10 protein-coding genes and 1 pseudogene are annotated in these 13,949 nt (G+C 65.3%); 6 read left to right on the plus strand and 5 right to left on the minus strand.

Translation table 11 applies throughout. The features are described from left to right. The first annotated feature begins 3 nt into the window (after window positions 1-3). Together ACLRDN_RS04315 and ACLRDN_RS04320 are read left to right on the plus strand one after the other, a co-directional pair. Window positions 4-1,977 (plus strand): AMP-binding protein, encoded by a 1,974-nt coding sequence (locus tag ACLRDN_RS04315; protein WP_413459110.1) that lies wholly within the window; start codon window positions 4-6, stop codon window positions 1,975-1,977. A gap of 534 nt (window positions 1,978-2,511) precedes the next feature. Further along, complete coding sequence (locus tag ACLRDN_RS04320) at window positions 2,512-4,332, plus strand: methyl-accepting chemotaxis protein (protein WP_413459111.1); 1,821 nt, start codon at window positions 2,512-2,514, stop codon at window positions 4,330-4,332. Window positions 4,333-4,446: 114 nt separating this feature from the next. Here the strand turns inward: ACLRDN_RS04320 and ACLRDN_RS04325 are convergent, their stop codons facing one another. Beyond that, window positions 4,447-5,688 carry an MFS transporter gene (locus tag ACLRDN_RS04325; RefSeq protein ID WP_413459112.1) on the minus strand — a complete coding sequence of 414 codons (1,242 nt, stop codon included), beginning with the start codon at window positions 5,686-5,688 and terminating at the stop codon, window positions 4,447-4,449. 87 nt (window positions 5,689-5,775) lie between these two features. Between ACLRDN_RS04325 and ACLRDN_RS04330 the strand changes: the two are divergent. Further along, window positions 5,776-6,600, plus strand: a pseudogene (locus ACLRDN_RS04330) (AraC family transcriptional regulator). Here ACLRDN_RS04330 and ACLRDN_RS04335 read toward each other — a convergent pair. Beyond that, on the minus strand, window positions 6,594-6,968 hold the full coding sequence (locus ACLRDN_RS04335; protein WP_413459113.1) for a hypothetical protein: 375 nt from the start codon (window positions 6,966-6,968) through the stop codon (window positions 6,594-6,596). The pseudogene ACLRDN_RS04330 and the gene ACLRDN_RS04335 sit on opposite strands and share 7 nt — an antisense overlap. Before the next feature lie 145 nt (window positions 6,969-7,113). On the opposite strand from ACLRDN_RS04335, the gene ACLRDN_RS04340 reads away from it, so the two are divergent. Both ACLRDN_RS04340 and ACLRDN_RS04345 read left to right on the plus strand, forming a co-directional pair. Continuing rightward, the gene (locus tag ACLRDN_RS04340; protein WP_413459114.1) at window positions 7,114-7,698 is read left to right on the plus strand and encodes a carboxymuconolactone decarboxylase family protein; all 585 of its coding nucleotides are present in this window, start codon (window positions 7,114-7,116) and stop codon (window positions 7,696-7,698) included. A gap of 108 nt (window positions 7,699-7,806) precedes the next feature. Then, window positions 7,807-9,663: a hypothetical protein gene (locus tag ACLRDN_RS04345; RefSeq protein ID WP_413459115.1), complete on the plus strand. Its 1,857-nt coding sequence runs from the start codon at window positions 7,807-7,809 to the stop codon at window positions 9,661-9,663. 9 nt (window positions 9,664-9,672) lie between these two features. Here the strand turns inward: ACLRDN_RS04345 and ACLRDN_RS04350 are convergent, their stop codons facing one another. Beyond that, a complete protein-coding gene (locus ACLRDN_RS04350; protein ID WP_413459116.1) occupies window positions 9,673-11,325 on the minus strand; it encodes an isovaleryl-CoA dehydrogenase in 1,653 nt (550 codons plus the stop codon). Between the two features lie 254 nt (window positions 11,326-11,579). On the opposite strand from ACLRDN_RS04350, the gene cysM reads away from it, so the two are divergent. Then, window positions 11,580-12,482 (plus strand): cysteine synthase CysM, encoded by a 903-nt coding sequence (cysM, locus tag ACLRDN_RS04355; RefSeq protein ID WP_413459117.1) that lies wholly within the window; start codon window positions 11,580-11,582, stop codon window positions 12,480-12,482. A gap of 180 nt (window positions 12,483-12,662) precedes the next feature. On the opposite strand, the gene ACLRDN_RS04360 is transcribed toward cysM, so the two are convergent. Both ACLRDN_RS04360 and ACLRDN_RS04365 read right to left on the minus strand, forming a co-directional pair. Continuing rightward, window positions 12,663-13,013, minus strand: a complete 351-nt coding sequence (locus ACLRDN_RS04360) for a hypothetical protein (RefSeq protein ID WP_413459118.1) — start codon at window positions 13,011-13,013, stop codon at window positions 12,663-12,665. A gap of 336 nt (window positions 13,014-13,349) precedes the next feature. After that, on the minus strand, window positions 13,350-13,949 hold the full coding sequence (locus ACLRDN_RS04365; RefSeq protein ID WP_413459119.1) for a DUF1415 domain-containing protein: 600 nt from the start codon (window positions 13,947-13,949) through the stop codon (window positions 13,350-13,352).

Below are 13,949 nucleotides of genomic sequence, written 5' to 3' on the forward strand. Positions count from 1 at the left end.
CCCATGCATCCCGCACCGCAGCCCTTGCCGGTGGAGGCCGGGTCCTCCGCCTATGGCCGGCTCATGGCCTTCTCGCGGCAGGACCCGCAGGCCTTCTGGCGCATGCAGGCCAGTCGCATCCACTGGCAGCGCGACTTCGACCAGGTCCTCGACGATCGCCGTGCGCCGTTTGCCCGCTGGTTTGCAGGCGGGCTGACCAACCTGTGCTACAACGCCGTGGACCGCCATCTGGCAGAGCGTGGCGAGCAGGCGGCGTTGGTGTGCGTATCGCAGGAGACCGGGCAGGAGCGCGTGCTGAGCTATCAGCAACTGCACCGGGAGGTCAGCATCATGGCCGCCATCCTGCGCGCACGTGGCGTGCAGCGCGGCGACCGCGTGCTGGTCTACCTGCCCATGATGGCCGAGGCCGCCATCGCCATGCTGGCCTGCGCCCGCATCGGGGCAGTGCATTCGGTAGTCTTCGGCGGCTTCGCACCGGCCAGCCTGGCCGCGCGCATTGCCGATGCGGCGCCAGCGCTGGTGGTGTGTGCCGATGCCGGCTTCCAGAATGGCGTGGCGGTCCGCTACAAGGCCTGGGTCGATCAGGCCATGGACATCGCCGGCTGCACTTGCCCGGTGCTGGTGGTTGATCGCGGCCTGCTGCCCTGGACCCCCGTGCCGCAGCGTGACCATGACTATCACGCCTTGCGCACGCAATACCAGGACGCCGACCTGCCCTGCGTGTGGCTGGAGTCCGGCGAGCCCAGCTACCTGCTCTACACCTCCGGGACCACTGGCCAGCCCAAGGGCGTGCAGCGTGACACCGGTGGCCATGCGGTGGCTTTGGCGACCTCGATGGCCCTGTTGTTCCAGGGGCAGCCGGGGCAGACCATGTTCACCACCTCCGACCTGGGCTGGGTGGTGGGGCACAGCTATGGCGTCTACGCGCCCCTGCTGACGGGGATGTGCACGGTGCTTTACGAAGGTTCGCCGATGCGCCCCGATGCCAGCGCCTGGTGGCGCCTGGCCGAAAAATACCGGGTGAACCTGATGCTGTCCTCGGCCACGGCCATGCGCCTGCTCAAGCGGGGCGGACGCCGGGCTTTCCGCATGGCCGACCTCTCGGCGCTGCGTTGTTTGTTCCTGGCCGGCGAACCGCTGGACGAACCCACTGCGGCCTGGCTGGAAGACGCATTGGGCAAGCCCGTCATCGATCACTACTGGCAGACCGAGACCGGGTCCCCCGTCATCGGCCTGCCCTTGACCGACCTCGATGGCCGCACGCCCTTGCGCCGCCAGCGCGGCTCGCCGGGCCTGGCGACGGCGGGCTACCGTCTCGAAGTGCGCGACGAGCACAGCGGCGCAAGCTGTGCGCCGGGCAGCAAGGGCTTGCTGATGGCTGCCGGTGTCTTGCCGCCGGGCTGTCTGACCACGCTGTGGCAGCGCGATGAGCAGTTTCTGCGCACCTACTGGAGCCAGTTGCCGCAACAGGCCCAGCCGTCTTCGCCCTCAGGCCAGTGGCGCTATGCCACCTTCGATCTCGCCGTGGCCGATGCGCAGGGCCATCTGCGGGTGCTGGGGCGCGCCGACGATGTCATCAACGTGGCAGGCAAGCGGCTGGGCACGCGCGAAGTGGAAGAGATCCTGCTGGCCGATGATGCCGTGGCCGAGGTCGCCGTCTTCGGCATACCGCATCCGCTGCGCGGACAGGTGCCGGTGGCCGTGGTGGTGCCGCGCCCCGATACCGGCTACCAGCGCAGCCTGCTGGAGCATCGGCTGGGAGATGCAGTGGTCGCCGCTATCGGCGCCTGGGCCAGGCCGCGCCGCATCGTGCTGGCGCAAGCCTTGCCGCGCACGCGCTCGGGCAAGGTCTTGCGCCGGGACCTGCGCGAGCTGGTCGCACTCGAAAGCACTGGCCAAGCTTGTCCGCCCGAAATGCGCGAACTGTACCAGGCCTTCGCCGCAGCCAGCCTGCCTGGCGTGCCTGAGCCGGCTTGAAGCGGCCCCGGCAGCGCACGAAAAAAAGCCCGTCCGGGGGAGTGGACGGGCTGAAAGATCCGCCGGATGTCGTCGCAGCGGACAAGGGGAAAGAGGAGATCCCGATGTGGCCACTGTAGGCCCCGAAAATTAAGCCAGACTTAAATCGGAAGAAAATTACAGCGCAATCCTGGCGGCCCGCCGGGAGTCAAGTTGTCGCATGGCAACGTGGCATGCGCGCATCACTTCATCCCGCTTTGCCGGGAACCGCGCGAATTGTTGAAATTCCCGTGCCGCCCGCTGTTACGCTTGCATGCATTCGGATTGCGTGACTACAACGGGGGAACGATCCGAGCATGGCGTCCGGTCACATCAGAAACGGGACGAGCCACGGCAGCGGCCTGGCTCGTGATGATGAACGGGCCCATTCCCCGCACTCCGGCCAAACCGGGGTCATAACAACATTCCATTCTGCCCTCAGGTCCGACCGCAGCCAGGCTGCGTGCCGGCGAGGGCGCCTGCTTGATCATCCACAGTTTTCCAGATCACCACATCATGACTTCTTCTTCCCTGCGTACCCGACTCATTGCCCTCTGTGCCGGCATCGTCGTGCTGGCCATGCTGGCCATTGTCCTGACCAACTTCATCACGGCACGCTCGCGCACCATGAGCGTACTGGACGGCCAGATGGCCCAGCTGGCGCAGAGCCAGGCTTCGGCCATTGCCGAATGGGCTGATGCCAGGAAACTGGTGGTCTCCTCCATCAAGCAGGCGGCCGATGCCGCCGAGCCGCTGCCGTTCGTGAAAGCGGCCGAGACCGCCGGCGGCTTCGACCTGGCCTACATCGGCTATGCCGACAAGCACGCCGTGTTCTCCCAGCAGCGCAACCGCGCGCCGGACTACGATCCGACCAAGCGTCCGTGGTACCAGCTGGCTTCTTCCAGCAAGGGGCCGGTGCTGACCGCCCCCTACACCAGCGCCAGTACCGGCAAGCTGCTGGTGACCTTTGCCGAAGCCATCACCAAGGACGGCCAGGTCACCGCCGTAGCCGCAGCCGACGTGCTGCTCGACAGTGTGGTGGCCGATGTAGTGGCCATCAAGCCCACCCCCAACAGCTATGCCTTCCTGGTCGACCTGGGCGGCAAGATCATCGCCCATCCGAATGACAAGCTGCGCCTGAAGCCCTTGTCGGATCTGGATGCGGCCATCACGCCGCAATCCCTGGCCGCTGCCATGGCCGCCAACAGCCATCAGGAACTGGCGCTGGACGGCCGCAAGCAGATGCTCTTTGCGGCCCGCGTGGCCGGTACCGACTGGCTGCTGGTGGTGGCGGTGGACCGCGCCGATGCGCTGGCCTCGCTGACGGCCATGCTGGCCAGCTCCGGCGTCATGGCGGTGGTGGTGACCATTCTGGCGGCACTGGTGCTGGGTGCGCTGATCTCGCGGGTGCTGCGCCGGCTGTCGGTGGTGCAGCGGGCGCTGGAAGAAATCGCCGACGGCGACGGCGACCTGACGCGCCGCCTCGATACCCACGGCAGTACCGATGAGCTGGGCCGCATCAGTGCCGCCTTCAATCGCTTCGTGGACAAGGTCGAGCACGTCATGCTCGACATCCGCGAAGCCAGCCACACCATCCACGCCGCCACGCGCGACATCGCCAGCGGCAACATGGACCTCTCGCAGCGCACCGAATCGCAGGCCAGCTCGCTGGAACAGACCGCCGCCGCCATGGAGCAGCTGACCTCCAGCGTGCGCCACAACGCCGACAACGCCCACCAAGCCAACGAACTCTCGCAGTCGGCCTCCGAGATCGCCGGCCGTGGCGGTGCCATGGTGGAGCAGGTGGTGCAGACCATGAGCGCCATCAATGCCTCCTCGCAGAAGATCGTGGACATCATCAGCGTGATCGACGGCATCGCATTCCAGACCAACATCCTGGCGCTGAATGCGGCCGTGGAAGCGGCCCGTGCCGGCGAGCAGGGACGCGGCTTTGCGGTGGTGGCCTCCGAAGTGCGCTCGCTGGCCCAGCGCTCGGCCACGGCCGCCAAGGAAATCAAGGTCCTGATCAGCGATTCGGTGGAGCAGGTGCGTGCCGGTGAGCAGACCGTCAGCGAAGCCGGCAGCACCATCCGCAGCGTCGTGGAGAGCGTGCGCAAGGTCAGCGACGTGGTCGCCGAGATCACCTCGGCCAGCCGCGAACAGAGCCAGGGCATCCAGCAGACCAACGACGCCGTGGCCCACATGGACCAGGCCACCCAGCAGAACGCCGCGCTGGTCGAAGAGGCTGCCGCCGGGGCGCAGCAACTGCAGGAGCAGGCGGCGCGTCTGGCCGAAGTGGTGGCCTTGTTCCGCTTGCGCGATACTGCCCGGCAGTGATTCGCACTGAGGGACGATTCGCCAACGAAGTCTCTTGATGGAAAAACCGCGCTGGCTTTGCAGTCAGCGCGGTTTTTCTTTTGACGTCTGGCGCAGTCGGGGACTGTCTGCGTATCAGCGCTCGCGCACATCCGGCAGCAGCACCGTCAGCACCCCCGCCAGCGGCAGGAAGGCGCACAGCCCATAGACCCAGGCGATGCCGTAGAGGTCGGCCAGGTGCCCCAGCAGGGCAGCCCCGATGCCCCCGAAACCGAACATGAGGCCGAAGAACACCCCCGCAATCATGCCCACCTTGCCCGGCACCAGCTCCTGGGCGTAGACCACGATGGCGGCGAAGGCCGAGGAGATCACCAGCCCGATCACCACCGACAGCACGGCCGTCCAGAACAGGTTGGCGTGCGGCAGCATCAGGGCGAAGGGGGCGGCGCCCAGGATCGAGATCCAGATCACCAGCTTGCGGCCGATGCGGTCGCCAATCGGGCCGCCCACGAAGGTGCCCACCGCCACCGCCCCCAGGAACAGGAACAGATACAGCTGCGAGGAAGCCACCGACATCTGGAATCGTTCGATCAGGTAGAAGGTGAAGTAACTGGTGAAGCTGGCCATGTAAAAGTATTTGGAAAACACCAGCAGCGCCAGCACCACCAGCGCGCGGCGCACGGTGGCCGCCGGCAGCGCGTGGGCCGCGCGCGGTTTGCCTTTGCCCTTGGTGGCCGCGAGATGGCCGCGATACCAGGCCGACACCCGCGACAGCACCACGATGGCCAGCACCGACAGCAGCACGAACCAGGCCACGTTGCCCTGGCCATACGGCACCACGATGGCCGCCGCCAGCAAGGGACCGAAGGCCGAACCGGCATTGCCGCCGACCTGGAAGGTCGATTGCGCCAGGCCGAAGCGCCCGCCCGAGGCCATGCGGGCGATGCGCGAGGCTTCCGGGTGGAAGGTGGACGAGCCGATGCCGATCAGGGCAGCGGCCAGCAGGAAGGCGCCGAAGCTGCCCGCCAGCGCCAGCAGCACGATGCCGACCAAAGTCGCCACGGCACCGGTAGGCAGCAGCCAGGGCTGGGGATGGCGGTCGGTATACATGCCGATCCAGGGCTGCAGCAGGGAGGCCGTGACCTGGAAGGTCAGCGTGATCAGCCCGACCTGGGTAAAGGTGAGGCCATAGCCGGTCTTGAGCATGGGATAGATCGAGGGCAGCAGCGCCTGGATCATGTCATTGATCAGGTGCGCGCCGCCGCAGGCCAGGATGATGCTCATCACCAGCGGCTGGGCGGCGATGGCCGCAGGAGAATCGGTGGAGACAGCTGCGCCGGAAGGCAGGTCTGCATTGGAGTCGGTGGCACTGGTCATGGTGTGAAGAGGGCAAGCACGAGGAAGACCCGAAGCGTATCATTGGCACCTATTCATGATGATGACACTTGTTGTCGATTAAATGCCATGCGTGCCCACCTGACCTCCGTCTGCCCCAGTGCCGAAGTGGATGGCTTCCAGCACCTGCCCAGCAGCGTGGTGGCCTTTGCCCGCGAGCTGTCGGCGCGCGACTTGCTCACCGCCCACTCGCACCGGCGCGGCCAGCTGCTCTATGCGGTGGAGGGCGTCATGCAGGTGCGCACCCCGCAGGGCGTGTGGCTGGTGCCGCCGCTGCGGGCGCTGTGGGTGCCGCCCCAGGTGGAACACGAGATCCTGATGCTCACGCGCGTGAGCATGCGCACGCTCTACATCGATGAGGCCCAGGGCCGCGAACTGGGTGCGCAATGCCGCCTGCTGGAAGTGTCGGTGCTGCTGCGCGAACTGATCCTGGCGCTGCTGGCCGAGCCGCGCGAGTATCCGGCGCAGAGCCGGGCCGGCCATGTGGCCGAACTGATCCTGTCGGAGCTGGCCCGTGCGCCCGCCATTCCGGTGGCGATCCCGTGGCCGCGCGACCGCCGCCTGCAGGCCATCTGCGAAGCCATCCTGGAGGATCCGGGGCGGCAGTTCTCGCTGGCCGACTAGGCGGGCATGGGCGGGGCCAGCGTGCGCACCGTGATCCGGCTCTTTCCGAAGGAAACGGGTTTGCAGTTTCGCCACTGGGTGCAGCAGGTGCATCTGAGCGAAGCGCTGGTGCGGCTGGCGCGCGGCGACGCCGTGGGCGTGGTGGCGCAGGCACTGGGCTATCGCAGCCAGAGTGCGTTTTCCAACATGTTCCGCAAGGCCCTGCGCAGCTCGCCCAATCACTACCACCCGCGCCAGGACAAGCGCCGCATCACGCTGGCCGTTCAATAATGGATGACCACTACCTTGGGTCCGCGCCGGTTGGCGGACGCCGCCGGTACCGGCTGGTTTGCAGCTGCGCTGGCCACGCGCCCGGGACGTTGCGCATCGCGGTCCAGGAAGTAGGGGTCGTCCTCCGGCGCCAGCGCCGTGGCCGCGCCCAGGATCTGCAGGGCGCGCTCATTTGCGGCACCTTCGCCGACCGAGCAGACCTGGAAAAAGTCGGCACTGCCTTCGGAGAAATCGACGCGGCATTTCTCGGCCACCACCACTGAAATGTCCAGCGCACCGGCATTGGCGGCCACGGCCCGCTCGCTGCGGGTGGCCTGTAGTGCCAGCAGCGAAGCCAGCAGGGCGATGACGGCATAGGTTTTGACCATGGGATTCTCCTGTCTGGCGCCTACTGTAGGGCAATGCCGCGGCCGCCGGCATCGGAGAAATCCTGAACCACCACCCCGGCAAGCCCGGCAGAGGCGGACAAATCCGGGCACACTGGCGGATTCGTTCGCCTTCCATGGAGCCTGCATGACTACTCCCCAACGCCTGCCCGCGATCAGCCGCGAGGCCATGCGCCCTGACCAGACCGCGATGCTCGATGCCATCCTGGCCGGCCCGCGCAAGAATCTCAACGGACCTTTCGTGGCGTGGATCCACAGCCCGCCGCTGGGCGAACTGGCCCAGCGCCTGGGCGCGTTCTGCCGCTATGACACCGGCCTGCCGTTGCGCTTGTCGGAACTGGCCATCCTCACTACCGCCGCCTGCTGGCAATCCCAGGCGGAGTGGTTCATCCATCTGCCCATCGCCATCGAGGCCGGCATCGATCCGGCGCTGGCCGAGCAGATCCGGCTGGGCCAGTCACCGCAGTTCGTGGCCGAGGATGAGGCCGTGGTCTGGCGCTTCGCCAGCGAGCTCTACCGCGACAAGCGGGTCAGCGATGCCACCTATGCGCAAGCCTGCGCGATGTTCGGCTTGCAGGTGGTGGTGAACCTGGTTGGCTTGCTGGGCTATTACGCGCTGGTGGCCATGACCCTCAATACGTTCGGCATGCGCGCCGAAGGGCAGGGCGAGGAGAACCTGCCCTTCGCGGAGCCGCCGGGGCAGACCGGCTGATCGACCGAGACGCCGCGTCCCGCCTGGCTGTTGCCGGTTTTCAAGTGTAAAGATTGTCGATCTTCTACCGTAACCAAGTCATGAGAACTCCGAACCAGGAGAGTGAACATGGCAATGGAAACCGATCTGGTCATCACCGCCCGCGAAGCGCTCGCGCAGCTGGCGCAGCAAAACCTGCCGCGCAATGAGGCTGCGCCCGCAGCATTGAGCATGCCTGCGCCGCCGGCGGCCACCGTGCCGGACGAGGGCGTGACGCTGTCGCTGTCGGCACAGGGCAAGCTGATGGCCGCGCTGGCTACGGCGGTGGACAAGGTCACCACGGCCGCAGTGGATTCCACCGAAGCGGCGCAGGCGGCTACCGTGCAGGCGGTCGCCAGGGTGGTGGGCGATGCGGCCAGTCCCGTCACGCGCGCCACGCTCTTCGCCATCGAAGCCCGCCTGGTGGCCGCACGCCGTGGCAGCGACGCCATCGCTGCAGCCGACGCCGAAGTGCCACCCTCCAACGATCCCCAGCGGCTGCGCCAGGCACGCCAGGCGACCGAGTCCTTGTATGGACGTGCGGACAATCCGTTTGCATACAAGTCGCGCGCCGAGCTCTCGGCCATCATCTACGACGAGAGCGGCTCCTACACCGTCAATGAGCGCTACGCGGCGGCCAACCAGCGCACCGAACTGGACCAGAAGTTCTGGGCACCGGTGTTCCAGCGCGCCCTGGAGAGCGGTGACTGGAAGCCGGTCATCACGGCCGCGCTGGTGTTCTACGCCAGCTTGTCTGCATTGGAGCAGACCGCCTATCCGGACAACTACGCGCAACTGCTGCAGCAATACCTGGATCTCTACCAGTTGCAGTCGCCGTCTTCCCCCAGCGCGCTGCCGCCGCAGCAACAGATGGACCTGGCGCGCATGCTGGAAACCCTGGTGCTGCCGCTGGGTCCGCTGGCGCTGGCCGGTGGCGTGATCCGTGGCCTGATGCTGCCGCGCCTGGGACCCTCGCTGGCCGAACTGATCGCCGCCGCACCGCGCCTGGCCGATCTGCTCCAGGTCAACAACAGCGCGCACGCGGCCCAGGACAGCGCTTACCTGATGCTGCTGCAGCGGGTCTTTGGCGTGGGGCGGCGGGAGGATGAGCCGGCACCGGTGCGCCGCGCGGCCGCCGGCACCAGCGCGCGCGACTTCCTCGCCTATGGCGACCGGCGCCTGTTGGCCGAAGCTTACGATTACGCGCAAGCCCACGAGATGGCGCTCGACGAAGTCGATGCACTGGCCCGCGACCTGGCCGCCTATCGCCGCGCCCGTGCCGGTTCGGCTGGGCTCCTGGCAGGCCAGGGCGCTGGCGCAGCCCGTGCGGGCAGCATGGAAGCAGTCGAGGAGGTGCTGTCCCATGCGGCACGCATGAGCAGCGAGGAAGCCACGATTGCGCGGCGCCTGCTGGCCAGCCGCGCGGCCAGCCTGACGCGGCTCGATCACGGTTTCCTGGCCTGGCTCCTGGATCCTGCCGGCGGTGGCTGGCGCGATGGCGAACTCAGTGGCCACGCTGTCAGTTTCAGCGCGCTGGAAAAATTGCTGGCGGGCCTGGCCGGGGTGGGCATGGGCGAAACCGCGGGCGAAGCCAGCGCGGTGGAAGCGTCCTACCGCATGGTGCTGGAACGCATCGCGCTGCAGGACCCTTACCTGCTGCGCCAGCCGGCGCAAGCCGCCGTTGCCGAGGGCACGCAGACGCTGACGCTGGCCGCGCAGATGGCCGCGTTGGCGCGCAGCGATGCGGCCGACACGGCCTTCATGAACAATGCCCTGATGCTGCTGCGCATGTATCGCATGTCGCTGACCATGAGCCCGGCCGAACAGCGCACGCTGGCCGAGCTGGTGTATTCGGCCATGAAGAAGCGCCGCGTGCGCACGCGCCGTGGCAAGCTCTTCGTGGCCTGGGCCAGCCGCAGCCCGCTGATGCCCTCGCTGCCTGGCTGATCTTGCTGTTCACGCCACCGGCCAGGCGCGCTCCAGAATGGCCTGCTGCGCGCCCACAGTAGTGCTATCCAGAGTGCCGTAGACGCGCGCACCATCGCCATCGCTGCGGCTGGCGAGGAAGGCCTCGGCCGATTCCCTGGGGGCGTGGCGCAGCATCAGCATGCCCTGCAAGGCCAGCACCAGTTGCTGCACCAGCCGGCGCGCGCAGGTTTCACGTTCTTCTTCCGGTGCAGCCAGCGACTGTTTGAGCGCGCGCACCTGTCGTGCCAGTGCCGGATGGGCGCTGGCGGCATCGTCGAGTTCCATCAACAGCCGCGCAAAGCCTTCGGCCTCGCGGCTCATCGCCCGCAGCACATCCAGGCACATCACGTTGCCCGATCCTTCCCAGATCGAATTGACCGGCGCTTCCCGGTACAGGCGCGCCATCGGTCCGCTTTCCACATAGCCGTTGCCGCCCCAGACTTCCATGCATTCGCCGGTGAAGACCAGCGCACGCTTGCAGATCCAGAACTTGGCGGCCGGTGTGACGATGCGTTTCCAGGCGCGCTGCAATGGATCATCGGGGGCATCGAACGAATGTGCCAGGCGCAGCATGAGCATGGTGGCGGCCTCGCTTTCCAGCGCCAGGTCGGCCAGCACGGCGCGCATGAGGGGCTGCTCGGCCAGGCGGCGGCCGAAGGCGCTGCGGTGGCGCGCATGGTGGATGGCCTGCACCAGCGCCTGGCGCATCAGGGCAGCGCTGCCGATGACGCAATCCAGCCGCGTGTGATTGGCCATCTCGATGATGGTGGGAATGCCGCGCCCGTCTTCGCCGACCATGATGCCCATGGCTTCTTCGAACTCCACTTCGCTGCTGCTGTTGGAGCGATTGCCGAGCTTGTCCTTGAGGCGCTGGATCAGGACCGGATTGCGCGTGCCATCGGGCAGCCAGCGCGGCACGAAGAAACAGGACAGGCCATTCTCGGTACGGGCCAGCATCAGGTGCGCATCGCACATCGGCGCCGAGAAGAACCACTTGTGACCGGAGAGCAGGTAAGCCCTGCCACGCCCGCCATCGAGCGGATCGGCCGGCATGGCGATGGAGGCATTGCTGCGCACGTCGGAACCGCCCTGTTTTTCGGTCATGCCCATGCCGATCAGGATGGAGCGCTTCTGCGTCATCGGCAGGTCGCGCGCATCGTGCTCGCGCGAGAACAGGCGGCCCTGCAATTGGGCGAACAAGGCCGGCTCCTGCTGCAAGACCGGGATGGCGGCGAAGGTCATGGTAGTGGGGCAGAGCGAGCCGGCCTCGACCTGGGCGTGCAGGAAGTAGCCCGCAGCCCGTGCCGCATGTGCGCCGTCGCCCGGCTGCATCCACGGCAGCGCATGCAGGCCGGCGCGGCGCAGTTGCTCCAGCAGCGTATGCCAGGCCGGATGGAACTCCACCACGTCGATGCGATGGCCGGTGCGGTCATGCGTGTGCAGCACCGGTGTATGCGTGTTGGCCAGCGCGGCCAGTGCGCTCATTTCGGCCCGGCCCAGCAGTTCGCCCTGGCAGGAGAGCGTGCCATCGTGCCAGTGCGCGCCTTCGCGGCGCACTGCCTCGATGAGGGCAAGGTCGCTGTGGTAGAGGTTGTAGTCGCACAGGTCGGGGACCTGGTTGAAGATGTCGTGGGTGTGCATGTCGTCTCCATGGTTGCGCAGCCGCTTGCCGATGAGTACGCCCTGTTGGAGTTGTGATGGGGACGTGCCCGATACAGTGTAGGGCATCGTCGATGGGCAGACAGGGCAACATTGCTTTAAATGATTTGGCTATATCCTTATAAGCATCTTGTTAGGTCGCGCTGCCGGCACATGCGCGGGAGTCATATTAGAATGCCCCTTTCGACCAAAGATCGCCCCGTGCCCGCGCACGGCTGCGCAAGGAAGCCAAGCAGATGTCTTATCCGACCATCGAATCCACCATCGGCAACACCCCGCTGATCCAGTTGCCGCGCATCGGCGGCGAAGAAGCCAAGCGCCGCAACAACCTCATCCTCGGCAAGCTCGAGGGCAACAATCCGGCAGGTTCGGTCAAGGACCGCGCTGCCTACTCCATGATCACCCGTGCCGAAGCGCGCGGCCAGATCAAGCCGGGCGACACCCTCATCGAAGCTACCAGCGGCAATACCGGCATCGCCCTGGCGATGGTGGCGGCCATGCGCGGCTACAAGATGGTGCTGCTGATGCCGGAAAATCTTTCCGAAGAACGTCGCCAGAGCATGGCGGCCTATGGCGCAAAGATCGTGCTGACCCCCAAGAGCGGCGGCATGGAATACGCCCGCGACCTGGCCGAGCAGATGCAGAAAAGCGGCGAAGGCTTGATCCTCGACCAGTTCGCCAATCCCGACAATCCGCTGGCGCACTACGAGACCACCGGCCCCGAGATCTGGCGTGATACCAAGGGCAGCATCACCCACTTCGTCAGCGCCATGGGCACCACCGGCACCATCATGGGCGTGTCGCAATACCTCAAGGAGCAGAACGCCCAGGTGCAGATCGTGGGCGCGCAGCCGGAAGAGGGCTCCTCCATCCCTGGTATCCGCAAGTGGCCCGAAGCCTACCTGCCCAAGATCTTCGACCGCTCCCGCGTGGACCAGGTAGAGTCGGTCAGCCAGGCCGATGCCGAAAACATGGCCCGCAAGCTGGCCGTGACCGAAGGCCTGTTCTGCGGCATCTCGGCCGCCGGGGCGTGTGAAGTGGCGGTGCGCCTGTCGCATCAGCTGGAGAATGCGACCATCGTCTTCATCGTCTGCGACCGGGGTGATCGCTATCTGTCCACCGGTGTGTTCCCGGCGTGAGCTCTGCAAGATCGCACTGACGCTCAGTGCGACCGCAAGCTGCAACGAAAAACGGAGCCAGGGGCTCCGTTTTTTTATATGGTCAGACGCAAAGAAAACTTATTTTTTGCCACGCAGAAACTAAGTCAGCCTCGCCATGCGCAACACCACCCGCTGGCAGTGCTGCGCGGGAAGGCCAGCTTACTCCGGCGTACCGCCAGTGGCTGCCGGTGCGCCCGGTGCTGCACCTGGCTTCGGCTTGAACTGCTTGTCGCTGATGCGGAATTTCTCACGGCGGTCGCCCATCAGTTCGCGCAGTTCGCGGATCGACAGTTCGCTTACCTCGTGCATGCGGATGAGCAGCGATGCGCCCACCGGCAGGCGGCGGTGACGGATCTTGCTGATCACCGGCGGCGCCACTTCGAGTGCGCGCGAGAGGGCGGCATCGTTCTTCAGGTGCAGCTTTTCGATCAGCGCATCGAGCAGATGGTTGGGATCGTAGTTGACGTGATCGGTGATCGAGTTGGATTCAGCAGTATCGTGGGTATTCATGATCGGGACGTTCCATTATGCAGATGTTTGTGGAAGGCTTTGCGCCTATGCATTAATTGTTTGTAAAACTGCAAAACGCGACTGACGTTATCCGAGAAGGGGTTGCCTTTTTCTGCAAGATATCGAAAGCCCTATCAAAGAACGGCTTCAAAACAACACGGTTCAAGTTTCTCTGTTCTCTGACCTAGTGCGCCTGAAGCAGCACAACAATAATTCTATGTCTATATAGAAATAATTGCACATTTTTCATGCAGTCAGAAAATTCTATTCCACAATAGTTGCAGAAACTCATTTTCGAATTTGTAACAGATATTAACAGGATTTTTTGCCCATTTGCTAGCGTTGTTCTTTTGATACGACAAATGGAAGCAAATTCCAGCCACTTAACCCCAGATTACGCAAGGTAGCCATGTTTTTCTCAAAGATGGCGGCGGCATCGGGATAGGCGGCTACGGCCCGGTCGATGCTGCTTTCTCGCAACAGATGGAGGATGGGAAAAGGCGAGCGATTGCTGTAGTTCTCGATATCGTCCGGTCCTGCATCGGCGAACTGGTAATCCGGATGGAAGCTGGCGATCTGCAATTGCCCGTCCAGCTCCAGTCTTTCCAGCAGACGGTCGGCCCAGTCCAGGAAGTCGTTGTACTCGTAAAAATCGGCTAATGCGAGCGGGATGATGAAGAGGGTGGTATCCACCTGTTCCGGGTCGGCTTGTGCGAGAAAGCTCAGTTCTTGTTCCAGATCAACTGAAAGTTCATCCCAATCCTGATGCCGGCTAACGTGGTATCTGACCTGATTCTTCACATGGACCGACTTGGCAAATGGACAGAGATTCAGGCCGATCACGGCCTGCTCCAGCCAGGCGCGTGTCAGGGCTACGACGTCGTTGTCGCTCGGAGTTGTCGGGCAAGGGGCGGGGGAGGGTGAAGAAATGCTCAT

This window comes from Herbaspirillum huttiense, assembly GCF_047300815.1.
In the GTDB taxonomy this organism is placed as follows: Bacteria; Pseudomonadota; Gammaproteobacteria; order Burkholderiales; family Burkholderiaceae_D; genus Herbaspirillum; species Herbaspirillum huttiense_A.